The organism is Dyella jejuensis (assembly GCF_044904675.1).
GTDB classification, from domain to species: domain Bacteria; phylum Pseudomonadota; class Gammaproteobacteria; order Xanthomonadales; family Rhodanobacteraceae; genus Dyella_B; species Dyella_B jejuensis.
In genome coordinates this window covers 104,215-127,600 of sequence record NZ_JADIKJ010000005.1, presented here as the reverse complement: position 1 = coordinate 127,600, position 23,386 = coordinate 104,215, and the positions used below count along the sequence as shown (strand labels likewise).

At 62.9% G+C, this 23,386-nt stretch carries 17 protein-coding genes; 1 reads left to right on the top strand and 16 read right to left on the bottom strand.

The annotated features are described in order from the left end of the window. Positions 1–18 precede the first annotated feature (18 nt). The 16 genes from kdpC to ISP15_RS06290 form a co-directional block, all read right to left on the bottom strand. On the bottom strand, positions 19–597 hold the full coding sequence (kdpC, locus tag ISP15_RS06365; protein WP_404546234.1) for a potassium-transporting ATPase subunit KdpC: 579 nt from the start codon (positions 595–597) through the stop codon (positions 19–21). A gap of 10 nt (positions 598–607) precedes the next feature. Continuing rightward, positions 608–2,047 carry an outer membrane beta-barrel protein gene (locus ISP15_RS06360; protein ID WP_404546232.1) on the bottom strand — a complete coding sequence of 480 codons (1,440 nt, stop codon included), beginning with the start codon at positions 2,045–2,047 and terminating at the stop codon, positions 608–610. Between the two features lie 109 nt (positions 2,048–2,156). Then, positions 2,157–2,360 carry a hypothetical protein gene (locus ISP15_RS06355; protein ID WP_404546231.1) on the bottom strand — a complete coding sequence of 68 codons (204 nt, stop codon included), beginning with the start codon at positions 2,358–2,360 and terminating at the stop codon, positions 2,157–2,159. A gap of 10 nt (positions 2,361–2,370) precedes the next feature. Further along, positions 2,371–4,443 (bottom strand): potassium-transporting ATPase subunit KdpB, encoded by a 2,073-nt coding sequence (kdpB, locus tag ISP15_RS06350; RefSeq protein WP_404546229.1) that lies wholly within the window; start codon positions 4,441–4,443, stop codon positions 2,371–2,373. A gap of 190 nt (positions 4,444–4,633) precedes the next feature. Continuing rightward, complete coding sequence (kdpA, locus tag ISP15_RS06345; protein WP_404546228.1) at positions 4,634–6,412, bottom strand: potassium-transporting ATPase subunit KdpA; 1,779 nt, start codon at positions 6,410–6,412, stop codon at positions 4,634–4,636. Further along, on the bottom strand, positions 6,409–6,501 hold the full coding sequence (kdpF, locus tag ISP15_RS06340) for a K(+)-transporting ATPase subunit F (protein ID WP_404546226.1): 93 nt from the start codon (positions 6,499–6,501) through the stop codon (positions 6,409–6,411). Before kdpF ends, kdpA begins: the two co-directional genes overlap by 4 nt. Before the next feature lie 348 nt (positions 6,502–6,849). Next, positions 6,850–8,769 (bottom strand): 3'-5' exonuclease, encoded by a 1,920-nt coding sequence (locus tag ISP15_RS06335; RefSeq protein WP_404546224.1) that lies wholly within the window; start codon positions 8,767–8,769, stop codon positions 6,850–6,852. Positions 8,770–8,822: 53 nt separating this feature from the next. Then, entirely contained in the window at positions 8,823–9,401 is a 579-nt protein-coding gene (locus ISP15_RS06330; protein WP_404546222.1) for an FUSC family protein, read from the bottom strand. A 13-nt stretch (positions 9,402–9,414) separates the two neighbouring features. After that, positions 9,415–11,703, bottom strand: coding sequence for a DNA helicase II (locus tag ISP15_RS06325; protein ID WP_404546220.1), 2,289 nt, complete (start codon positions 11,701–11,703; stop codon positions 9,415–9,417). 71 nt (positions 11,704–11,774) lie between these two features. Further along, positions 11,775–11,993 (bottom strand): hypothetical protein, encoded by a 219-nt coding sequence (locus ISP15_RS06320; protein ID WP_404546218.1) that lies wholly within the window; start codon positions 11,991–11,993, stop codon positions 11,775–11,777. A 108-nt stretch (positions 11,994–12,101) separates the two neighbouring features. After that, complete coding sequence (locus ISP15_RS06315; RefSeq protein WP_404546217.1) at positions 12,102–13,433, bottom strand: hypothetical protein; 1,332 nt, start codon at positions 13,431–13,433, stop codon at positions 12,102–12,104. Positions 13,434–13,478: 45 nt separating this feature from the next. Further along, a complete protein-coding gene (locus ISP15_RS06310) occupies positions 13,479–14,006 on the bottom strand; it encodes a molybdopterin-dependent oxidoreductase (protein WP_404546215.1) in 528 nt (175 codons plus the stop codon). A gap of 98 nt (positions 14,007–14,104) precedes the next feature. Then, positions 14,105–14,899 (bottom strand): TOBE domain-containing protein, encoded by a 795-nt coding sequence (locus ISP15_RS06305; protein WP_404546213.1) that lies wholly within the window; start codon positions 14,897–14,899, stop codon positions 14,105–14,107. 211 nt (positions 14,900–15,110) lie between these two features. Next, positions 15,111–16,616: a hypothetical protein gene (locus ISP15_RS06300; RefSeq protein WP_404546211.1), complete on the bottom strand. Its 1,506-nt coding sequence runs from the start codon at positions 16,614–16,616 to the stop codon at positions 15,111–15,113. A 226-nt stretch (positions 16,617–16,842) separates the two neighbouring features. Beyond that, positions 16,843–17,739, bottom strand: coding sequence for a terpene synthase family protein (locus ISP15_RS06295; RefSeq protein WP_404546208.1), 897 nt, complete (start codon positions 17,737–17,739; stop codon positions 16,843–16,845). Positions 17,740–18,353: 614 nt separating this feature from the next. Further along, on the bottom strand, positions 18,354–19,976 hold the full coding sequence (locus tag ISP15_RS06290) for an alpha-glucosidase family protein (protein WP_404546206.1): 1,623 nt from the start codon (positions 19,974–19,976) through the stop codon (positions 18,354–18,356). A gap of 448 nt (positions 19,977–20,424) precedes the next feature. Between ISP15_RS06290 and ISP15_RS06285 the strand changes: the two genes are divergently transcribed. Next, positions 20,425–23,322 (top strand): TonB-dependent receptor, encoded by a 2,898-nt coding sequence (locus ISP15_RS06285; RefSeq protein ID WP_404546204.1) that lies wholly within the window; start codon positions 20,425–20,427, stop codon positions 23,320–23,322. The last annotated feature ends 64 nt before the right edge of the window (positions 23,323–23,386 follow it).

Below are 23,386 nucleotides of genomic sequence, written 5' to 3'. Positions count from 1 at the left end.
GAAGGGCAAGCCTATGCATCAGCGCGTGGTTAGCTGATCCAGTGCCAGATTCAGCTGCAATACGTTTACGCGGGGTTCGCCAAGCACTCCCAGCTGGCGTCCCTCGGTGGCTTGCGCCACCAGCCTGCGCACCTGTTCTATGTCGAGCTTGCGCGTCCGCGCCACGCGCGCCATTTGGTATTGCGCTGCCGCGGGACTGATGTCCGGATCCAGCCCGCTGCCCGATGCGGTCACCAAGTCCGCCGGTACCGGCGCGCGGTTGCCAGGATCTGCCTTATGCAGTGCATCGATGCGTTGCTGCACGGTATCGCGCAACGCCGGATTGGTTGGGCCAAGGTTGGAGCCGTTGGATGCGATGCCGTTATCGGGCTGCGGCACGGTCGCTGACGGGCGGCCCCAGAAATAGCCGGGCGCGTCGAAGGCCTGGCCGATCAAGGCGGACCCGATCGGCTTGCCATCGCGCATGATCAGGCTTCCATTTGCCTGCCGCGGGAACAACAGCTGCGCCACGCCGGTAGCGAGCCATGGATAGATCACGCCGGTGAGCACGGTCATCACCAGCAGCAGGGAGCATGCGTTGCGAATCAAGCGGCTCATGTTCGCGGCCTCAGTAATGCAGGATGGCGTCAAGCAAGGCGGTAACCTGGTAGTTCTTCTTGCCATCGTTATAGGCAGGGAAGTCGTAGGCACGCTCGTAGCGGAATTCAGGCCGGATTTCCAGGTCCTGCGAAACCCAATGCGTCAGGCCGATGGTGTGACTGGAATAGCGCGTGGCGAAACCGGTGCGCTGGCCTTGCACATCATCATAGAACTCGTTGCGGATCGAGATCATGTTGTTGGCGTCCAATTCGATGTTGAAGTAATTCACGACGCCGTAGGCAGGATTGTTGCCAACCGGGAAGTCCGGCGCCTCGCCCAGGGGATAGCCAGGTACGCCTTCGGGCGCGCCAGGCTGGTCGCGCACGTAGATGTAGTAAACCTCGGTCAGCGTATGCACATTGCGGCTGAAACGATGGCCCCAGGTGGTGACGAATTCCTGCAGGTTGTTGTACGTCTGCTTGTCGCCGTTATAGGACTCCACGCAGGGATAAAGCATGTCGTTGTTGGAGGCCGACACCCAGCGCACGCAGGCTTGCAGGCTTGCGCGGCTGGAGCGGTTCCACGGCGCCGAATCGTCGCCGCCATGCACGCCCAGTTGCACGGTCCACTGATTGGTGAGCTTGGTGGTGGTCAAGATGCCGACATTGGTATAGGCGTCGACCGTGTAAAGGATCGAATGCGTCAGCAGGTAATTCTCGGGCGCGAACTGGGCTTCGATATCCGGCAACGACAGATAGCGGCCGGCGGTAATTTGCATGCCCTGCGCGATCCACGGAATGTACATGTCTAGGTACCCGATCATCGGGTCGTCGCCATAGACCTTGCCGGCCAGCGGCTGGCTCGTGCTCGGATGGTTTAAAAGCTGATTGCTGAAGACCCCCTTCATGGTCGTGTAGTGGTAGTCGTAGCCCCACAGGTTGTCGACATGGAAGCCCCAGTCGATATGATCGGTTTGTACCGTGTCGGGCAGCCGCTCGATGCGAAACATGAACTGGTCAAACTCGACCCGGTTCGGCCGGGTTTGATACGACAGCGGATAATTGGTGAAGCTGGACGTACTCAGGTTGACCGATGGATTGATCCAGCCGTAGGTCTCGATGCGGTTGCGCTGCATCCATTGCCCGAGCCGGGTGCAACCCAGGGCTGTTTCGAGCGGATAGCGGGAATTGGTATCCGGCACGCCGATCGGGCTGTCCACGCCGCCGAGCTGCCATTCGGATGAAGGAAACGGTTGCGAGTCGAAGGGCGATTCCATCGCGCGCCGCGCGGGTGCTGCGGCACTGGAATCGCCGGGTTGCGCGTCTTCGCGATAGGCATCGGCCAGCCGCGACAAAAAACCGTGGCCGCAGTCGCTGCTTCCACCAGGCAGCGGCGTCGCCGGAAGGCTGGTGCTTGCCGGCAGGATGCTGGCTTCGGTCGTTTGCGCCAACGCCTGCGCTATCGGCATGGCAGCCAGCAGAATCGAAACAACAAGAACCTTCTTGCAATACATATCATCCTCTCAGACAGGGCCGTGGCCGGAGCGGAATCGTCCGGCACGCACCTCGAATGGTTAGTCAGATGCCGGCATAGCCACCGAGCACGTATTCGTCTCCCAGCGTGATCGGCGTATCGAATGCGGAGCTGGTGTCCGCCCTGGCCTGGGCGCGTAGCGGTAACTCGATCACCACGCCGCAATCGGAGTCGCCGGACGAGACGCGCAGTTCCATATGCGGATGGATGGCATCGGGCAGCGAGACGGACAGTTTCAGGATTTGCATGGCAGCCTCCTCAGGCGAGTCCAGATACGACCAGCAGCATGTCGATCAACTTGATGCCGATGAACGGCACGACGATGCCGCCCAGGCCATACACCAGCAGATTCCGGCGCAGCAGCGCGCCCGCGCCGAGCGCGCGGTACTTCACGCCTCGCAAGGCCAGCGGGATCAGGAACATGATGATCAGCGCATTGAAGATCACCGCCGACAAAATCGCGCTCTGCGGCGTCGCCAGCTTCATCACGTTCAGCGCATTCAGCGCGGGATAGGTGGTGGCGAACGCGGCGGGAATGATCGCGAAATACTTGGCGACGTCGTTGGCGATCGAGAAGGTGGTGAGCGAACCGCGCGTCACCAGCATCTGCTTGCCGATGGCCACCACTTCGATCAGCTTGGTCGGATTGGAATCCAGGTCGACCATGTTGCCGGCTTCCTTCGCTGCCTGCGTGCCGGAGTTCATGGCGACCGCGACGTCAGCCTGGGCCAGCGCGGGCGCATCGTTGGTGCCGTCGCCGCACATCGCTACCAGCCGGCTGTCCGACTGCATGCTGCGGATCAGCTTGAGCTTGGCTTCGGGCGTGGCTTCGGCCAGGAAATCGTCCACCCCCGCTTCGGCGGCGATCGCGGCGGCGGTGAGCGGATTGTCGCCCGTCACCATCACGGTCTGGATGCCCATGCGGCGCAGTTCGGCGAAGCGTTCCTTGATGCCGCCTTTTACGATGTCCTTCAATTCGATCACGCCCAGGGCCCGATCATCTTCGGTGACGATCAGCGGCGTCGCGCCACGGCGTGCAATATCTTCGGCCATCCGCTTGACCGCCGGCGGCAGGTGGCTGCCCTGGTCATCGAGGTAACGCTCTACCGCGTCCAGTGCGCCCTTGCGGATGCGGCGCCCGCCCAGGTCCACGCCGCTCATGCGGGTCTGGGCGGTAAACGGCACGAACTGGGCGTGCGCCGATGCCGGGTCGCGTTCGCGCAAGTCGAAGCGTTCTTTCGCCAGCGCCACCACGCTGCGGCCCTCCGGTGTTTCGTCAGCCAGCGAGGCGAGTTGCGCGGTGTCGGCCAGCGCGCGTGCGTCGATGCCCGGCGCGGCGTGGAAGGCAACGGCCTGGCGATTGCCGAGCGTGATGGTGCCGGTCTTGTCCAGCAGCAGCACGTCCACATCGCCGGCCGCCTCCACCGCACGGCCCGAGGTGGCGATAACGTTGGCGCGGATCATGCGATCCATGCCCGCGATGCCGATCGCCGACAGCAACGCGCCGATGGTGGTGGGAATCAGGCACACCAGCAGGGCAATCAGCACTGTCAGGCTGATCGGCTGGCCCTTGCCGGCGGCATGCACGCTGTAGATGGAGTAGGGCAGCAAGGTGGCGCAGGCGAGCAGGAAGATCAGCGTGAATTTCGCCAGCAGGATGGTCAGTGCGATTTCGTTCGGCGTTTTGCGTCGGGCCGCGCCTTCCACCATGGCGATCATGCGATCCAGGAAACTTTCGCCCGGGTTGCGGGTGATCCGGATCACCAGCCAGTCCGACAGTACGCGCGTGCCGCCGGTCACGGCGCTGCGATCGCCGCCGGCTTCGCGGATCACGGGCGCGGATTCGCCGGTGATGGCGCTTTCGTCCACGCTGGCGGCGCCGGCCAGCACTTCGCCATCGCCTGGAATCGGTTCGTTGGCCTCCACCACGACGTAATGGCCGGCGCGCAGTTCGCTCGATGGCGTGAATACGCTGGCACTATCGCGCCTGGGTTCGACCAGTTTCCTGGCGATGACATCCTTGCGCGAACGGCGCAGCGCGGCCGCCTGCGCCTTGCCGCGCCCTTCGGCCAACGCTTCGGCGAAGTTGGCGAACAGCAGGGTGAACCAAAGCCACATGCTCACCCAGAAGATGAAAGCGGCAGGTGCTTCACCGTGTCCGGCAACGGCCTGGATCCAGAGCAGCGTGGTCAGCACGCTGCACACGAACACCACGAACATGACCGGGTTGCGGAACTGCAGTCGTGGCGAGAGTTTGCCGAATGCATCACCGATCGCCTTGAAAATCAACGCACGATCGAAGTTGCGGACGGCACGGGAATGGGAAGTCATGTGCACCAACTCCAGGATGGTTTCTCGCGGCCCCGAGGGGAGGGCCGCTTTGCGAATCAGCCGGTTATTGCGAAGCTAAAAAAGCTTGTGAGACCTTGTCTGCCGGTTGGAATTTTCTGCGAGTCTTCCCCTCACTCCAGCCCTCTCCCCGGAGGGGAGAGGGAGTTGGCTGGCGGGAAGAAGAAGTTGATCAGTGCGCCGACATCAGGTATTCGGCGATCGGGCCCAGCGCGAGTGCGGGCAGGAAGGTCAGTGCGCCGACGATGATCACCACGCAGGCCAGCAAGGTGACGAACAGCGGCGTATGCGTGGGCAACGTGCCGGCTGAAGCAGGGACATGCTTCTTCGCGGCCAGCGCGCCGGCCATCGCCAGCATCGCGATCGCGAGCGTGAAGCGCGCCAGGAACATGCATGCGCCCAACATCACGTTCCAGAACGGAATGTCGGCAGACAGGCCCCCGAATGCACTGCCATTGTTGTTGGCGGCAGACGTTACGGCGTAGAGCATTTCGCTGAAACCATGCGCGCCGGGATTGCCCGCCGTCGCGGTGGCTGCTGGCGTCATCACTGCAATCGCCGTGCAGATCACTACCAGCGCGCAGGGAATCAGCACCGCCAGGCTGGCCATCTTCATTTCGTAGGCTTCGATTTTCTTGCCGAGGTACTCCGGCGTGCGGCCCACCATCAGGCCGGCGATGAACACCGCCACCACCGCGAAGGCGAGCATGCCGTACAGGCCCGAACCCACGCCGCCGAAGATCACCTCGCCCAGCTGCATCAGCCACAGCGGTACGAGGCCGCCGAGCGGTGTCAGCGAATCGTGCATGGCATTCACCGCGCCGCAGGAAGCGGCCGTGGTAATGGCGGCGAACAAGCTGCTGGACGCGATGCCGAAGCGTGTTTCCTTGCCTTCCATATTGCCGCCCGATTGCAGCACCGAGGCGTGCTGGTCGATCGACAGACCGTGCAGGATCGGATTGCCGGCCTGCTCCGCGGCGGTGAGGCCAACCGTCAACGGGATGAAAATCACCAGCATGGCGGCAAGCATGGCCCAGCCCTGGCGGCGGTCGCCCACCATCTCGCCAAAGGTGATGCAGAGGCTGGCGGGAATCAGCAAGATCGCCAGCATCTGCAGGAAGTTGGACAGCGGCGTCGGGTTCTCATAGGGATGTGCCGAGTTGGCGCCGAAGAAGCCGCCACCATTGGTTCCCAGCATCTTGATCGCGACCTGCGAGGCGGCCGGGCCCATTGGCAGCACCTGGGTGGTGACGGGTTCGATCCGGTTCGCGTCGTGGCCGGCGGCATCCTTCACCGGTTCGATATAGGTGCTTGCTTGCAGCACGGGTACATCGACATACGGCCTGACGTTCTGGATCACGCCTTGCGATACCAGCAGCAGGGCGAGCAGGAACGACAGCGGCAGCAACACGTATAACGTGGTGCGCGTCAGGTCGACCCAGACATTGCCGACACCGCGCGCGGTCTTGCGCGCAAAGCCGCGCACGACCGCCAGCAACACGGCGATGCCGGTCGCGGCGGACAGGAAATTCTGCACCGCCAGCGCCGCCATCTGCGTCAGGTAGCTCATCGCCGACTCGCCGGCATACGCCTGCCAGTTGGTATTGGTAATAAAGCTGATGGCCGTATTGATCGACAGATCCGGGCTCGGCGCCGGGAAATGTTGCGGATTGAGCGGCAGCCATGCCTGCATGCGCTGGAAGGCATAGACCGCCAGCATCCCGCACACGTTGAACAGCAGCATGGCGATCGCATAGCGCTTCCACCCCATGTCTTCGTCGGCATCGATGCCGCAAAGGCGATAAATGGCGTGTTCCAAGCCGTGCCCAAGCCGGGTTACCCGGTTGGGCCGGTCGGCGTATACCCGCGCCATATAACAGCCCATCGGCTTGACGAGCAGCAGCAGGACCACCAGGTAAATCCCGATCTGGATAACATCGTTGGCGGTCATTCGAACCACTCCGGTTTCAACAACGCCACGCACAGGTAGCCCGTCAAGGCCACCGCGACGGTGGCGGCCAGTCCGTAGAAAAAGTTCATGGAATTTGCTCCGTCAGGGAGGCTCGGCGGCGTGCGTGGTCAGTGACGCGGGCCGAGGCGGTCGCAAAGCAACAGGAAGCCCAGCGTGGCCGCGGCCAGCACGAAGCCGAAAAGCAGGTAGATGACGTCCATGGATATCGCTCGATGCTTACAGCTGCGCACTGTAAGGAGCGGCGCATAAGAAACGGGTAGCGAAAATCCCGCTGCGCGTATAGAACACGTAAATTTTTCGGAGCTTCGCTTTTTAGCCCTCTCCCCTGCGGGGAGAGGGTTGGTTGAGGGGACATGCTTGCGAAGAGCAGCCATCGCTACCGTATGAAACTCGCGCAACATGCTCTCGCAGTTGCTTCATCCCGGCGAGCATCCCTGGCAGGCGGACACGATGGCGCCGGGACGGCCCGCCGGTTCACCCAGCTGCGCCTGGATATCGTTGATCGAGGCGCGGATGCGCGCGCTGAACACCGATTCCTCATGATGGATCAGCACCAGCTGTTCGGTGGCGCGCGTCATGGCGACGTACAGCAGCCGCGCTTCCTCGGCTTCATCCTGGCCTTGCTTGGGCAGTGCGCCGAGACCCGGAATGACGACCAGTGGAAATTCCAGTCCCTTGCTGGAATGCATCGTCACCAGCTTCACGCTGTCCTCGGCGCTGAATAGCGAGCTTTTGCCCCGCGTGTCGGCCACCCGGCTGGCCAGGCCCGCCTGCTTCAAGGCCTGGTGCATCTGCTGGCCTTCCCAGCCGTTGCGGTAGATCACCGCCATCTCCGACAAGCGCCGTCCGCGTTCGTGTTCGTGACGCAGCCGATCGACCACGGCGCGAAGTTGCGCGTCGGCGTTTTCAGTGCGGATCAGTTCGGGCACCGCGCCGCGCCGCCCGGCGCTTTCGGGTGCGACCAGCGGCACGCCATCGTCTTCATCCGGTCGTTCGTCAAGCAGTTCGTGGGCGAAGCGGCGCGCCACCGACAGGATTTCCAGCGTGTTGCGATAGTTGATGCGCAGGATGGTGGTGCGTCCCTGCGCCTGCACGCCCACGCTTTTCCAGGTGAACTTGGCGCGGCCGGGCTTGCCGTAGATGTTCTGCGCATCGTCGTAAAGCACCAGCAGCGCGTTGGTTTGCGGATCGACCATTTGCACGATCAGCCGATACCAGGCCGGCTCGAAATCGTGACCCTCGTCGATCAGCACCGCGCCGTATTGGAAGCGCGGAATCTGGCCGCGTTCGACGCCATCCATCACATGCTCGATCATGCCCTCGAAAAATCCGTCGCCCTGTGCCGGCAGCGGCACATGGTAGGCGTCCAGCATCTTCCGGCACCATTTGTGGAAGTTGTAGACCTGTACCTTGTCGCTCAGGCCGCGCTCGCCCATCAATTGGTCCAGGCGTGCCGCGAGGGTCTTGTTGTAACAGAGGATCAGGATCGGCTTGGCCAGCGAGCGCGCCAGGTGGATGGCGCGATAGCCCAGGATCATGGTCTTGCCGGAGCCGGCCACGCCATGGATGATGCGGTGCTCGTCGCCCAGCGAGCGCGCCAGCTGTTCCTGTTGCGTGTCCATCACGCGGATGAGATCGGGGATGGCGATCGGCGCGGGAGCCGGCTGCTCGTTGTCGTAGGGCAGGCCGAATTGCCCCTCGCCCCATTCCACGCGCAACTCCGGAAACATGTGCCAGCGGATGCGATCGATCTGCGGCAGGGTCAGCGCGCAGGGAAAGGCTTGCACGAACATCGCCCATAGCCGCTGCTGGAACGCTTCCGGATCGACCGTCTCGACCATCTCATCGCGGCAGATCACCAGATGTCCGGGAATCACTTCATCCAGCTGGCCGTCGCTGAATTGCTTGCGGCTGATGTTGCTGAGCACCACCCCATAGGCCCAGGGCATGACCATGTGTCCGGCGTGGCGATGGCTGGCCGGGTGGCGCAGCGCCGGATCGCGTTCCAGCAGCACCTTGATTTCCAGTGCATACGCGCGTGCCTGCAGCAGCGGATTGTGCGTTTTGGTTGCGCCCTGGCCGGTGATGAGCGTGAACTGGGTCTTGTCGGCGCCAGTGATGGTTTCCGCTTTCCAGTCCTTGACCTCCAGCACCAGCAAGCCGCGCCTGGGATGGAATACGGCAAAATCGGGACGGCACTGGCGCGGGCCGATGGGCACGTCGTACCAAAGCAGGTAATCGTTTTCGAGCTTCTGTTCCAGCCGTTCGGAAAAGCGCTTCTCGCCGGCCTGCATGCGTGCAAGGCAGCTGTTGCGGGTAGGGACCAGCTTGGCCATCCGTGTTTGTCCTGGATCAGGCGGCGTTCCCGCCGATCATAGGCCATCGCCGTTCAGTTGGCGGCATCCTGGCTGTCGCCAAACCAATGGGTTTCCAGCTTGTGCGCCAGGCCGGTGACCAGCAGCGCGCTGGCGATACCGAGGGTGACTTCGCCCAGGCGCGTGAGCGCGATCGTCCAGAAAGCGCCGGTATGCGGTACCAGCATCACGATGGTGACAGTCGTGGCGCTGAGCTTGCCGGCGTTGCCGATGTTGAAGCACCAGCACAGCACGATCGCCGCGGCCATGGTCAGCGCGTAGGCCAGGTAATTGTCTTGCGCCAGATACGAGCCGATCATCGCGATGACACCGCCGATCGCCGCGCCGATCACCTGGTCGCGCGAGGATTTGCGCGTATCCAGGTAGGTCTGCTGAGTGACTGCGATGGCGGTAAGGGCGCCCCAGAAAGCTTGCTGCGTATGCAGCAGCAAGCCCAGCCCGTAACCGAGGCTGGCGCCGGCCAGTGCCTGCAACGCCATCGACAGGCCGTTTACCAGCCGATGGCTCCAGGGCAGGCGCTGATAGACGTCTTGCAGGCGGCGGTGGAATTGGCCGAGTTCGCGGCGGCGCTCGAGGATGGGCTGGTCACTCATCGAGACAGCCTCGCTAGAGCGGCGTGAGCTTGGCGTAGGCAGCCACCAGCCATTTGCTGCCGGCACTTTCGAAATTGACCTGCAGGCGCGTATGCGCGCCACTGCCTTCGGCGCTGACTACCACGCCTTCGCCAAAGCTCGGATGGCTGACGCGCTGCCCGAGCTTCACCGGCAGGTCTTCTTTCAGCGACGGCGGCGTTGCGGCGAAACGGCCGGCATAGAGGGGACGGCTTACCTGCACGCGCGGCCGGACCTCGTCGACCAGCGACGGCGGCACTTCGCCGAGGAAGCGCGACGGTCGCGCCAGCATTTCCGAGCCGTGCATGCGCCGCGATTCGGCATGACTGATCACCAACCGTTCGCGCGCGCGGGTGATGCCGACATAGGCGAGCCGGCGTTCTTCTTCCAGGCGGCCTTCGTCTTCGATTGAACGCTGGCTCGGGAACAAGCCTTCTTCCAGCCCGACCAGGAACACCAGCGGAAATTCCAGGCCCTTGGCCGAATGCAGCGTCATCAGCTGCACGCAGTTGTCCCACGATTCGCCCTGGCCTTCGCCGGCTTCCAGCGCCGCGTGCGAAAGGAAGGCGGACAGTTCGTTCAAGCCGGCCTCGATATCGTCCGGCGTCATCTCGAAACGGCTGGCGACGTTGACCAATTCGTCCAGGTTTTCCACCCGCGATTCGGCATTGCCGCGGCTGTCCTTTTCGTAGAACTCGCGCAGGCCCGATTGCACGATGGCGTGGTCGATCTGTTCGGCCAAAGGCAGTACAGCATTAGCCCTCTCCCCGCCGGGGAGAGGGTTGGGTGAGGGGTTGTCCGGAGCGGAGTCTTTCGGCAAGCCCAGCTCCTCACTCCAGCCCTCTCCCCGCGGGGGAGAGGGAGCGAAAGCGTGGGCCATCTCGTCGATCATCGAGAGAAAGCCTTTGACCGCGTTCTTCGCGCGCCCCGCCAGTTCATTGCCCATCGACAACTCGCTTAGCGCCGCCTCCCACATCGACATCCTTTCGTTGCGCGCGCGCCGGCGCAGTACATCCAGTGTGCGGTCGCCGATGCCGCGTGGCGGCGTGTTCACCGCGCGCTCGAAGGCCGCGTCATCGTGGCGATTGGCGGTAAGGCGCAGGTAGGACAATGCATCCTTGATTTCCGCGCGCTCGAAAAAGCGCAGGCCGCCGTAGACGCGGTACGGAATGTCGTGCTGGATCAGCTGCTCTTCAAAGTTGCGCGATTGCGCGTTGGAGCGATAGAGGATCGCGCAGTCTTTCGCCTCGCCGTGTTCGGCGATGTATTCGCGGATGCGCTCGATCACGAAGCGCGCCTCGTCCTGTTCGTTGTAGGCGGCGTAGACGGCAATGCGTTCGCCTTCCTCGCCGGCGGTCCACAATTGCTTGCCGAGGCGGCCGCCGTTGCGTTCGATCACGCTGTTGGCGGCCTTCAGGATGTTCGAGGTGGAGCGATAGTTCTGTTCCAGCTTGATGGTGCGCGCGCCGGGAAAATCGCGCAGGAACTGCTGCACGTTTTCCACCTTGGCGCCACGCCAGCCGTAGATGGCCTGATCGTCGTCGCCGACTACGAACACCTGGCCGGTGCTGCCGGCCAGTACGCGGATCCATGCGTATTGCAACGCATTGGTGTCCTGGAATTCGTCGATCAGCAGGTAGCGCCAGCGTTGCTGGTAGTGCTCCAGGATCGCCGGCTGCTTCAGCCAGAGTTCGTGCGCGCGCAGCAGCAGTTCGGCAAAATCCACCAGGCCGGCACGGCGGCAGGCATCCTCATACGCCTGGTAGATCTGCACCAGCGTGCGCGTGACCGGATGCTGGCCGTGCTCGATGTTCTCCGCGCGCTTGCCTTCGTCCTTCCAGCTGTTGATCTGCCATGCGGCCTGGCGCGGCGGAAAACGCGCCTCATCCAGGCCCAGGCCCGCGACCACGCGCTTGACCAGCCGCTGCTGGTCGTCGGCGTCCAGGATCTGGAAGCTTTCCGGTAGCCCCGCTTCGCGCCAGTGCCGGCGCAGCAGGCGATGCGCGATGCCGTGGAACGTGCCCACGGTGAGGCCCTGCGTGCCGCCTGGGATGAGCTGCTCCAGGCGCGCGCGCATCTCGCCGGAAGCCTTGTTGGTGAACGTGACGGCGAGAATCGCCCACGGCGGCACGTGCTCGACCTGGTTGAGCCAGCCGATACGGTGTGTCAGCACGCGGGTTTTGCCGGAGCCGGCGCCGGCCAGCACCAGGTAGTGGCCGGGCGGTGCGCAGACGGCTTCGCGTTGCGCATCGTTGAGCGAATCAATCAGGTGGGAGACATCCATCCAACGGATTGTAGCCGCTACGCGGCGGCTCGTTGCTCCCTCGCCCGGCGAGAAGAGGGAGCTTGCGCACCTCAACGCTTGGAGAGAAATCCACCCAGCGTCAGCAATGCGCCAACCACGATACCGCCGATGCCCAACCACTGCGGAATACCCTTGTCATGGGTGGCGGTGAGCTTGGCGGAGCCCACCTGCAGCAAGGTATCGGTCTGTGTGTAGCTGCCGTGACCGAAGACTACCCACAGCCCGCCTATCAGCAGTACAAGTCCCAGGACGATCAGGATGGCGCGCATGCTTGTCTCCGTAACAAAGGTGCCCTGATCATAGGGTGCGACGCGAGGCGAAGAAAGGCCGCGCCGTCGTCGCCCATCGCACAGGCCTCAGCGCAGTTTCATGCGCGCTCAGAACTTGTAGTCGATCATCAGGCGGTTGTAGACGAAGGCCTTGTTGCTCGGGTTGAGATTGTCGACGCCGCCGTTGGAAAGCTCCCAGCGGTCGCGCAGGGTAAGGCCGCGCAAATAGCCGTCCAGATGGTAGATCACGTCGAAATACAGATCATGGCTGCGGCCACGGTAATCGGTGATGTATTTCGCGTAGGCGGTAGTCAATTCCAGCTTCTTTTCGAAAAAGTCGTAGGTGAACTTGCCCTTCCAGGCGCGGCCCGGGCCAGCTTCCACCAGGCCGCGGATCATCGAGGTGGTGAACAGCGGATCGGTGCCGTAATTGGTGGTATAGGGCGAGATCAAGGCGCCGCCGCCTACCGCGCCATCTTCATGCGCGAGCTTGTTGTAGAGCACATCGAAGCGGCCGTCGGGAATCACCAGGCCCAGGTCGCCGCCGATCGCCTGGCTTTTCACGTGGGTGCCCGGTACGCCGAACAGGCTGGTGTCCGTTTGCGTGAAGCGATTGTCGGAACCGTCGTTCTGCGACAGGTATTGCGCGCCGATGACCGGGTCGAAGCCCGTACCGGTGTTGAAAACGTAGCTTCCCACCGCATAGCCGGTGCGTGCGAAGTGCATGAAGTCGTAATAGCGCAACTGCGCGCTGAGGCCGCCTTTGACGTAAGTGGTGCCGCCCTCCCAGGTGCCTGGCGCGGAACGCGAGTCGAGCGGCAGCGAGCCGTTGTTGCCGTAGGACGAATCGCCGTCGTACTTGGACGGGTAATACAGGTTGTCCGGATACATGCCATACGAGGTACGGCTTTTCCAGCTGTACTCGCGCAGGGCGAACACATTCCATCCGGCCAGCGGCGTCACCTGCACCAGCAGCGCGTTATACGAGGAGGGGATCACGCGCGAATCGTTGTTGCCCATCCACGGATCGTCGGCAAGGTACTGGTAGCCGCCGCGGAACAGGAACATGTCGTTCTTGTATTGCAGGTAGGCCTGGCTGAAGGCGCCGATCGAATTGTTCGGTCCGGCCAGGGTGGTGTCGATTTTCGCGGCATTATCCGAATGGGTGCCGAGCGAATTGGCGGTGACGAACGATCCGCCGATGCTGAAGCCGCCGAAGAATGTGCCGGTCTGCGCATTGATCAGCGCGGCGGCGGAAAACGCGCTTGCGTTGGGCGTGGTCTTGCTGTCGTACAGGCGATTGAAGTTGTACAGCCGCAGGTCGCCATCGACGTGGCCGTTGGTGAAGATGTCATCCAGGCCATAGTCGTCCGCATATGCGCTGGCGCCGGCAAGCGCCAGGACCAGGACGGTGGCGGCAATCGTGCATGACTTCAACATGCGGAATTCTCCTTGCGGATGGATGCGCGTTCGGTATGGAAAAAATCAGTGCACCGAGGCATCGCTGCCTGCCTCGACAGTGGTCACGCTACGAACCCATCTGGCCGGGCGCCGGTCGCCGGGCACGATCAGCCGGAACGGGCCGCTGGTGGTCAATGCGTGGCCGTCCTGCGTATCGGCCAGCAGCACGGGCTCGTGGCCGAGCGAAGGATCGAGTTCGCCCAGGCTGAAAACCACCTGATAGTGATCGGCAGCGATAACGCGCACGATGGTAGTCATGGCGTGTCCGCGCAGGTGTTCGCCACCGGGCGCGCCGGCGCGTTGCAGCAGTTCTTCCAGCGCGACGCCCTGCCATTGCGCGGCGGGTTCGTGATGGATCGCCGGCGTATTGACGGTGGTGCGCGGCATGGCTGCCAGCGCGGCGCGATCCAGCGTGATGGCCGCTCGGCCATCGACCAGTACGCGAATGGATGGCGCCGATGGCGCTGCGTCCCGCCCCAAAGCCGGCCAGGCAACGCAGGCCAGCGCAAAGGCTGCCGACAGCGAGCGAGCGTGCCCCTTTCCGGACCCCATCAGGTGCCTTCCCCTGCTATCTGACGTTATAAAGTCGAGTATATGACGACTCATTGTGAAGGAAAGGACTGCGCTGCGCTCTGGCCGGAGCGCTGAATTCAGCGGGTCGTGCCGATGATCACGCTCGATGCCTTGACGATCGCCACCACCGCCAGGCCTTCCCGCAGTTGCAGTCGCGATACGCTTTCGGTCGTCACGATCGCGCTCATGATGCTGCCGCCGGCCAGCTGGATGCGTACATCCGCATTCACGGCCCCGGCGGTCACCCGGATAACCGTGCCCGCGAACTGATTGCGCGCCGACAGCCGCAAGCCATCGTCCGGCAATCCCACCAATACCGAGGAAGCCTTGATCAGCGCGATGGCTTCGGTGCCGACCTGCAGGCCGAGGTCGACGGTACTTTCGCAAGTAAGGGTGGCGACGAGGCGTTCGCCGCCGCCAAGTTGCAGCTCAACGGTGTCGTTTACCAGGCCCTTGTGGATGGCTACGACCTGGCCTGAAAGCTGGTTGCGGGCACTGGTGCGGAACATGAGGCCTCGTATCAGTTTGATGTCGGAAGCCGATGCTTCCGTCAGCGTGTCGAACTGTTCCAGGAAACGCCGATGCATCTCTTCCAGCGCGGTGAACGCCTCGACCAGCCGCCTGCCGCGTTCGGTCAAGCGCGTGCCGCCCCCGCCCTTGCCACCGGTGGCGCGCACGACCAGGGGTTCGTCCGCCATATTGTTCATGGCATCGACCGCGTCCCAGGCGCCTTTGTAGCTCATTCCCACGGCCCGTGCCGCCGCCGTGATCGAGCCGGTTTCGGCGATCTTCGCCAGCAACGCGATACGGTCCGCGCCGCCCAGCGCGTGATCGCCGGACTGCAGCGAAAGCACGCCTTTCAGCTTGAACATGTCGCACCGGCTCCGTGCATGGCATCGCGATGGAGCGAGTCTACTCGCCAAGCGCGCACCACGAACAAGCCGAGCTTGTCGTGCCTGCCGCGTGAGCGAAAGGCTTGCTGTCCGGGCGAGCACAGACGCTTTTTCACGCGCAAAAAAAAAGAGGACTGGCATGCCGTCCTCTTTTCGTTGTGGGCGACGGCGCGAGGCCAGGCGAGCACGCTTATTGGGCGAACTCGTAGTAATCGACGCCAAGGTCCTGGAAGCTCGTCTCGTAAGTGTCGCCCGTGCGAGCGATCACGAACTGGTCGCGCGCCGGGCAGTCAAGTTCGACGTGCTTGCCATCGTGCAGTGCCTCGTACTGGTGTTGGGACAGGTCGACGGAAGCGGCCAGCGCGCTGCGGAAATTGATCTTGGCGGCGGCTTCGCGCCATGCCGGCACCACTTTCAGCGGCACGGATTCGGCGGCATCGCCGCTGCCGTAGCCGATCGCCACCAGCTGGGCATTGGCCAGTTCCGTGTCTTGCGCCAGCGCCTGCTCGAAGCCTGCGGCGATCCAGGCGGGCAGGGCCGCGGTGTAGAGGTTGCCCAGTTCCATCGCCCAGTCGGTGCCAAGATGCACGCGCGTGGCGAGCAATTGCTGGAACGCGGGGCTCTTGCGGACCATGCCGGCGAGCTTGGTGGTGAGCGGATGCGGCTCCTGTGCCGCCTCGGCATGGCCGCCCAGGCGCAGGAATTCGCCGAACAGGTCCGGCTCGTTGCGGCATTCGTCGCGCACGCCTTCCGCCGGCACGCCGGCCTGTTCGCACAGCGCCTGGAATTCCGCATGCGGCTGCGGCGCGCGTGCCAGCGCGCGGGCATAGATAAAGGCCAGCGCCTGTAGCGGCATCATGTGGTAGGGACGATGGAAGAACATGCCGCGCACGGAGGCGAGGAAGTCGATATCGGAAATGCCCAGCCGCTCGATCATGGCATCGAAAGCCTGGCCTGTCTCATCCAGATAGGCGAAGGTGGAATACTTGCCGCTGAAGATCGGAAAGTCATGCAGCCGCTTGCCGCGCTCGGCATATTCGTGGTCGAAATGGCGCGCGAACGGCTTGCGGAAATCCGGGCCGCGGTAGTCCGAGGCGCTGCCGGCGTGGGCCAGGTCCACTTCGAACAGCTTGGGCTCGGCTTCCACCAGCATGGCGACAGCGCCAGCGCCCTGGGTCTGTTCGCCGGTGGAGCCGCGTTCGTATTCGGCGATGTCGCTGCACACCACGATCGCCTGCCGTCCCTCGGCGTCGAACGCCGCGTAACGCAGCGCGCTCTTCAACGCATAGATGCCGCCGAGGCAGGCATGCTTGAACTCGGGCACTTCCAGCTGGCGGGAAAGGCGCGGCAGGCCCTGGCGTTCCAGCTCGCGATCGACCATGCCGCGCACGATCACCGCGCCGGCGGAATTGTCCTTGCTGCTCTCGGTGCCGAGCGCAAGCTGGCCGATCCGGCGCGGGTCGAGCCGGTAATTGCGGATCAGCCGCAGCACGGCGGTCGCCGCCATGGTGTAGGCGTCTTCGTAAGGCGCCGGACGCCGGAAGCTGCGGCCGACCACGGCTTGCACCTTGTCCCAGGAGTTGCCCGTCCACTCGCACCAGTCGCGCAAGGGCACGCGAGGCTGGGGTACGTACAGGGCCATGCCGCTCACGCCGGGGTTGCGCCGCTGTGCTGCCGTATCGTTCGCTGTATTCAAAACCTGAGTTCCTCGGTGATGTCGGGCAATGGCCGGCCGCTACGTCCACGCCATGCACGCGCGGGCGTGCACAGTACATGGGCATGGGGAGCGCGTCGAATGCCGGATCTCAGGATCTGCCTGCGGTCACTAAAGAGCCGTCCAAACGGGGATGATGCGTGCGCCCGGCCGGAACTACGGGATTTTAACCGCTTATCCGTCCTTGAGCGAATAGATCGGCGCATTCTCAGGTATGTACAAGGTCGCGGTCATCCGCGTCCTCGCCGACGAATGCGCGCGCATAGCGCCGCGTATCGTTGGTGACCCACGCTTCGTAGCCTGCCATCCACCGTTCCAGGCCTTCGATATAGCCGAGGATGGCGGTACTGGCGTGGTCCCGGAGAGCCGTCGCCTCATTTACGAACGCCTGGATCTCGCCGCGGATCCTATCCGCGGTGCGGTCGACGCCCGCCTGGATCGAACAACCCTGGGCCATGTAGATCGCCACCATGTTCTTGTTCTGGCCGGGCTGGCTGATTTCCATCGCAAGGCTATGCAGGTCATTGCTCCAGGAAATGACGTTGTTGGCGTGCCGCCTGAGCTGCTGCACGTCCGGCCGATGGTACTCATCGGGTGAGAGCGGGTTCCCGTTGGCGAAGTCGATCAGGTCGAGGCTGGGGTTTGCCCCGCTGATATGACGCCGGATGGTCTCGTATTGGCGAAGCCCGATCGGTTGATTGTGGATGTGCTCGATGATCTGCAAGCCGGCAGCGCCTGCCCACATCTGCATGCCGTGGGCAAAGCGCCAAAAGTGTTCTGCCGACATGTGCGGCTTCATCCGCTGGCAAAGGTCCACCCAGGCCGCCTCGCCGTAGACCGGTTCGCTGCCCAGGCGATCCAGGTCAAACAGGGCGATGATGGCAGTGAGGTTGGGGATGGTTTGCGATGAAACGGTTTCGACGCGATCGACAAACAGATCATCGGTAAGAAAATACAAGCCGAAATAGCAGGCGATGATCTGCAGGCGCTCGATGGATGCATAAGGGTAGCAACGCGCGGCCAGCCAGCCATAATTCGCCCTGGCAATGCGGGCGCGCATGCGATCGCTCTGCACGAGCCCGTAATTTTCCAGCCATTCCCTCATCCGAAGTTCGATCGTCGGCGCGAATGGGGCACATGCATGGGCCCATGGACAGTCTGGCTCTGGCATGCGTAGGCCTTCGAGCACGTTCCCGGATGCATGGTGTTCGAGCAGAGAATTCGTGGGCTCGATGGTGGCGGAAGCCTGGTTCGTCGAAGGAATCACGGTGATCTCTCCTTGAAGTTCGATGTCGCATTGCATCGGAAGCGCACGGAAGGCGCCCATCCTCGACGGATGCTGGTTGAATCGCAGAGTCGTACCAAATGCTATGCGCGCAACGCGGCGCGGATCAGGGGTTCTTCTGCCGTGGCGCTCGTCGGTGAAACATAGTGACGCAAGCGTTTTGACGCGGTGAATTTAGACGTCCAAACGTGTTTAAAGGCATGCTTCAAGCACGGAATAAGCGGGACGGATCGCGAGTAACGGGGACGTGTCGGGTTAGGAGTGGCTTATGGCTTTGCGCGCCGCGTCGCGGGGTTGCCGGGTTGTTGCCTATGGCGTGGCCGTGGCCGCGATCGTTGTCCTGCCGGAGTGATCGCGCATGCGGCACCGCCGGCATTTCTGCGGATAACGATGCATCGACTGTCAGCTATCGCAGACGATGCGGATCGTTTTGCTCAGCTGCCGGCAAGGCGTGCAAACAAAACGCCATGTCCAGGCAGTTGCAGCTGGCTGCCCTGCAACGTGCCCTGTGGCAAGCCATGTCCGGCAAGGAGCTGGGCTGGGCCGATGCTCGCAAGGGCAAACGCCTGCGGCTGTTTGCCGAGGTTGAATACCGCCAGCACTTGCTCGCCGGCATGGCTGCGCACGAAGGCCAGCACGGGTTCGGGTGTGTCGAGGAAGCGGATGCTGCCGCGACGCAGGCAGGGCTGAGTGGCTCGCCATTGCATGAAGCGGCGAAAACCTTGCAGCACCGACTCCGGATCGGCTTCCTGCCGCGTGACCGCCAGCAGCTTGTGCGCTTCGTCGATCGGCAGCCATGGAACGGTGTCGCTGAAGCCGGCGAGCGCGCTGTCATCCCACGGCATCGGCGTGCGGCAACCGTCGCGGCCCTTGAAATTGGGCCAGAAGGTAATGCCGTAGGGATCGCGCAGGGCCTCGAATGGCACCTCCGCTTCGTTCAAACCAAGCTCTTCGCCCTGGTAGACGCAGACCGATCCGCGCAGCGAGCACAGCATGGCGGTGAGCAGGTTCGCCAGGCGCGGCGACGCATCGCCATTGCCCCAGCGTGTGAGCACGCGCTCCACGTCATGATTGGAGATGGCCCAGCACGGCCAGCCTTCGCTCATCTGCGCTTCGAGCTGTTCTACCGTGCGACGGATGTATGCGGCACTGAAGTCGCTGCTCAGCAATTCGAAGCTGTAACCCATGTGCAGGCGCTGGCCGCGCGTGTATTCGGCCATCGTCGCGAGCGAATCTTCCGAGGAAATTTCGCCCAGCGTCACGGCGGCCGGGTAGCGATCGAGCAGGGTGCGCAGCTCGCCGAGGAAGTCGAGGTTTTCCGGCTGGGTGTTGTTGTACAGGTGATATTGGAAAGCATACGGGTTGTCCGCGCTGAAACCGCGGCCAATCCGCTTTTCCTTGGGCTTGGGCGGATTGTCGCGCAAGGCACGATCGTGGAAGCAGAAATTGATCGCATCCAGGCGCAACCCATCCACGCCCTTGTCCAGCCAGAAGCGCACATTGTCGAGCACGGCGACGCGCACATCCGGATGATGGAAGTTGAGGTCCGGCTGGGAGGCCAGGAAATTGTGCAGGTAGTACTGGCCGCGCCGGGGCTCCCATTGCCAGGCGGAGCCGCCGAAAATCGATAGCCAATTGTTCGGCGCGCTGCCATCGGGCTTCGCGTCCGCCCACACGTACCAGTCGGATTTTGGGTTGTGCCGATTCTCGCGGCTTTCCTTGAACCAGGCGTGCTGGTCGGAGGTATGGCTCAATACCTGGTCGATCATCACCTTCAAGCCGAGGCGATGGGCCTTGGCAAGCAACTGCTCGAAATCCTCGAGCGTGCCGAACAGCGGATCGACATCGCGATAGTCGGCGATGTCATAGCCGAAATCGGCCATCGGCGAGCGGAAGAACGGCGCGATCCAGATCGCATCGACACCCAGGCTCGCGACATAGTCCAGCCGCTGGATGATGCCGGGCAGGTCGCCCACGCCGTCGCCATTGGTATCCAGGAAACTGCGTGGATAGATCTGGTAGATGACGGCACCGCGCCACCAGGATGCATCGCTCATGAAAAACCCCACTGTAAGCGGCCGGCTTCCGTAGCCGTCCACTGCGAACGGTGTGCAGCTTAGCCGCTGCCCTGCAACGGATCGCAGAGGTTTGCATACGTATTCATTTATGCTGCGATTGCGTCAAAAAGGCGGAGCGTGCAAGTCCCGCTTCGTTTCCCGGCTATCGCCCGAGACTGGAAAAACGCGATAATTGCCGACTTTTCCCGCGGTTTTACCATCGTCACGGCAGATCGCGCGAACGTCATGTTGCAATGCGACGACCGCGGCAGGGGTGCGGTTATGAATACGTATGCGTGAAGTGGTTTGCACCGAAATGCACGCCCTACCATCCGCTCACGCGCCGGCATGATCCGTCTGCGTGCAAGCGGCCAGGTTATCGAACGAGCCATGGCGGCTGGCGATCAAGAACGAGGCGACTACAAATTTTTTTGGGGGAGGGGAACACGTGATTCTCAAGCGCAATTTGCTCGCGGTGGCATTGGCAACGGGACTGTGCACGGCATTCGGCGCGCAGGCGGCAACCGGCGATACCGGCCAGACTGTGCCGGGCTCGACCGCGCAGACCAGTGCGGCCGGTACCACCACTACGGCCGCGACGACCAATGCCGATACCAGCACCACCACCAGCAACCAGAAGAGCCAGCAGCAGCTCGCCAAGAGCCTGTCTACGGTGACCGTTACCGGCTTCAGCGGCAGCGTCGAGAAATCGATCGACTATCAGCGCTACGCCGATACGATCCAGAGCGTGGTGACCGCGGCTGACATTGGCGGCCTGCCTGACCAGTCGATCGCCGACGCGCTGACCCGCCTGCCGGGCGTCTCGGCCGAGCGCATCGCGGGCCAAGCTTCGCAGATCAACTGCCGCGGCCTTTCCGGCAACTTCATCGAAACCACGCTGGATGGCCGCGAGCAGCCTTCCACCAGCGGCACCAACTACATCCAGTTCGACCAGTATCCGTCCGAGCTGATCAACATGGCGACGGTATACAAGACCTCGCAGGCTTCGCTGATCGAAGGCGGCGTGGGTTGCACCATCGGCATGGAAACGGCCAATCCGCTGGACAACAAGAAAGACCAGTCGTTGAACGTCGACGCGCGCGGCAGCTATGACGGCCAGGCGCACGACGTAACCGGCGCCAACGCGATGGGCTACCGGATGAGCGTGGCCTACCAGGGCAAGTTCCTCGACAACACGCTTGGCGTGGGCCTGGGTTTTGCGCAGATGTACCAGCCGCACGTGTCCGAGCAGTACGTGGGCGAAGCGTCGAACGGCAACTATGCCTACCTCAACCAGCCCGCTGCGAGCGGCCCGCAGGCTTATATTCCGTCGGGCCTGCAGTTGCAGCAGAACGGCGGCGAGGAGCGCCGTACCGGTTATCTGGCCACGGTGGTGTGGCGTCCTGACGACCACTGGCAGATTACCGGCGACACGTATTACTCCAGGTTCGACGATACTTCGTTCGGCTACGGCTTCCGGTCGCAGACCTTCAATGGCGGCAGTGCCATCGTTACCAATCCGATCTACGGTCCGGGCAACACGTTGACCGGCGGCACCGTGACTGGCGCGGGCACGCAGTTCTCCAACGAAACCACGGCGGACAACGACACCACCGATACCGGCGTGTTCTCCGGCGGCTTGAACGTGAAATGGAACAATGGCCCATGGCACGTGGAAGCGGATGCATCGCTGTCGCATGCGATGAGCAACGACGTCAACGTGGATACCACGGCCGATCCGTACAATGGCCTGGGTACCGCAACGCCCACGCTGATGAACCAATCCACCAACTTCGCGTTCAACGGCACGAAGATTGGTTCGGCGTCGTTCGCCAACCCGGGCATGTATACCAACCTCAATGACATGGGGCTGGCCGAGTACGGCGTGTATCCCTACGTTTATCACGACCGCGACAAGGGCTTCCGCACCAGCGTGCAGTACGACCTGGAAGACAATTCGATCTTCACCGACCTGCAGGCCGGCGTGTACATCAATAACCACGCCTATGAAGCCGATCGCACGGCGTGGGTCTACGGCGCGGAATACACCGGCGGCGGGACGAGCCAGCCGGTGCTGCCGCTCAGCGGCAGCGATACGTCGGTGGTGTGCTGGAGGGGCTCGTTCAGCGGCTTCCCCTGCTTCCTGAAGATCAATGCGCCGGCGGTGCTGGCGGCTTACGGCCTGAAGCCGAATCCGCAGCTTGACCTGAATCCGAACGGCCAATCCTGGACGGGCGTGGAAAGCGGCACCGTAAGCGAAAAGGTGCGTGACCTGTTCTTCCAGGCCGACATCGACACCACGCTGTGGGGCCACTCGCTGACCGGCAATATCGGCCTGCGCGCGTCGCACACCTCGCAGTCCAGCTCCGGCCTGGAAGAAGTGCCTACCGGCACCGGCGTACCGATGACGGATGGCTTCGGCTATACCTCCACCAGTTACGATCCGATCAACCTCGGCATGAGCTACACCAAGTGGCTGCCGTCCTTGAACCTGATTTATCACTGGGACGACAACGACCAGACCCGCTTCGCGGTCTCCAAGGTGCTGTCGCGCCCGACCATCAACTACATGCTGGCCGGCGCCGGTTCCTATGAAACCAATGGCACCACTTTCAACGTGTGGGGTGGCTACAGCCCCTTGCTGCGGCCGTTGACGGCGATGACGTATGACCTGGATTACGAGCATTACTTCGACAATTCCAGCGGCCTGTTCACTGCCGGCGTGTTCGCCAAGCACGTCAACACCTTCATCGAGCAGGTGACGTACAACCAGTTCAACTTCGCGTCGATCGGCATCAGCGTGCCGATCAATCCGGCGACGGGACAGCCGTACCTCGACGGCTCCTACAGCACGGCCTTCAATGCGCCGGGTACGACCTTGCGCGGTTTTGAAACGTCGTTCCAGAAGACCCACTTCCTGCCGGGCATCTGGTCGAACCTGGGCTTCGGTGCGAACTATGCGTTCACCCAGAGCCCCTACGGCAGCACCACCAACCTCGGCGGCCCGAACGTGGTGACGGCGTTGCCGGGACTGTCGCGCAACGTGGCCAGCGCGCAGGTGTTCTACGACAACGGCACGTTCTCGGGCAACATCACGGGCACCTACCGCTCGAAGTTCGTCTCCGACTCGCAGATCGCCGTGACCAACCAGCTGGTCTACTTCGACTCGGAAACCACCTATGACTTGCAGACGGCTTATAAGCTTACGCAGAACGTCAGCCTGCTGTTCCAGGTGCTGAACTTGACCAACACGCCGACCCGCACTTACTTCGGCGTGCCCTCCAATACCGGTACGCTGCAATACTTCGGCCGCACGTTCTACGCCGGCTTCAACCTGAGCCTGTAATCCCCGCCGCCGGCATTGTCGCGGTGATGTCGGCCGGTTTCCTCTGCCCGGTTTCGTGCTTCCA

Coding starts and splice junctions, on each gene's coding strand:
- kdpC (WP_404546234.1), bottom strand. CDS start 597: ATGAGCCGCTTGATTCGCAACGCATGCTCCCTGCTGCTGGTGATGACC.
- ISP15_RS06360 (WP_404546232.1), bottom strand. CDS start 2,047: ATGCCGATAGCGCAGGCGTTGGCGCAAACGACCGAAGCCAGCATCCTG.
- ISP15_RS06355 (WP_404546231.1), bottom strand. CDS start 2,360: ATGCAAATCCTGAAACTGTCCGTCTCGCTGCCCGATGCCATCCATCCG.
- kdpB (WP_404546229.1), bottom strand. CDS start 4,443: ATGACTTCCCATTCCCGTGCCGTCCGCAACTTCGATCGTGCGTTGATT.
- kdpA (WP_404546228.1), bottom strand. CDS start 6,412: ATGACCGCCAACGATGTTATCCAGATCGGGATTTACCTGGTGGTCCTG.
- kdpF (WP_404546226.1), bottom strand. CDS start 6,501: ATGAACTTTTTCTACGGACTGGCCGCCACCGTCGCGGTGGCCTTGACG.
- ISP15_RS06335 (WP_404546224.1), bottom strand. CDS start 8,769: ATGGCCAAGCTGGTCCCTACCCGCAACAGCTGCCTTGCACGCATGCAG.
- ISP15_RS06330 (WP_404546222.1), bottom strand. CDS start 9,401: ATGAGTGACCAGCCCATCCTCGAGCGCCGCCGCGAACTCGGCCAATTC.
- ISP15_RS06325 (WP_404546220.1), bottom strand. CDS start 11,703: ATGGATGTCTCCCACCTGATTGATTCGCTCAACGATGCGCAACGCGAA.
- ISP15_RS06320 (WP_404546218.1), bottom strand. CDS start 11,993: ATGCGCGCCATCCTGATCGTCCTGGGACTTGTACTGCTGATAGGCGGG.
- ISP15_RS06315 (WP_404546217.1), bottom strand. CDS start 13,433: ATGTTGAAGTCATGCACGATTGCCGCCACCGTCCTGGTCCTGGCGCTT.
- ISP15_RS06310 (WP_404546215.1), bottom strand. CDS start 14,006: ATGGGGTCCGGAAAGGGGCACGCTCGCTCGCTGTCGGCAGCCTTTGCG.
- ISP15_RS06305 (WP_404546213.1), bottom strand. CDS start 14,899: ATGTTCAAGCTGAAAGGCGTGCTTTCGCTGCAGTCCGGCGATCACGCG.
- ISP15_RS06295 (WP_404546208.1), bottom strand. CDS start 17,739: ATGAGGGAATGGCTGGAAAATTACGGGCTCGTGCAGAGCGATCGCATG.
- ISP15_RS06290 (WP_404546206.1), bottom strand. CDS start 19,976: ATGAGCGATGCATCCTGGTGGCGCGGTGCCGTCATCTACCAGATCTAT.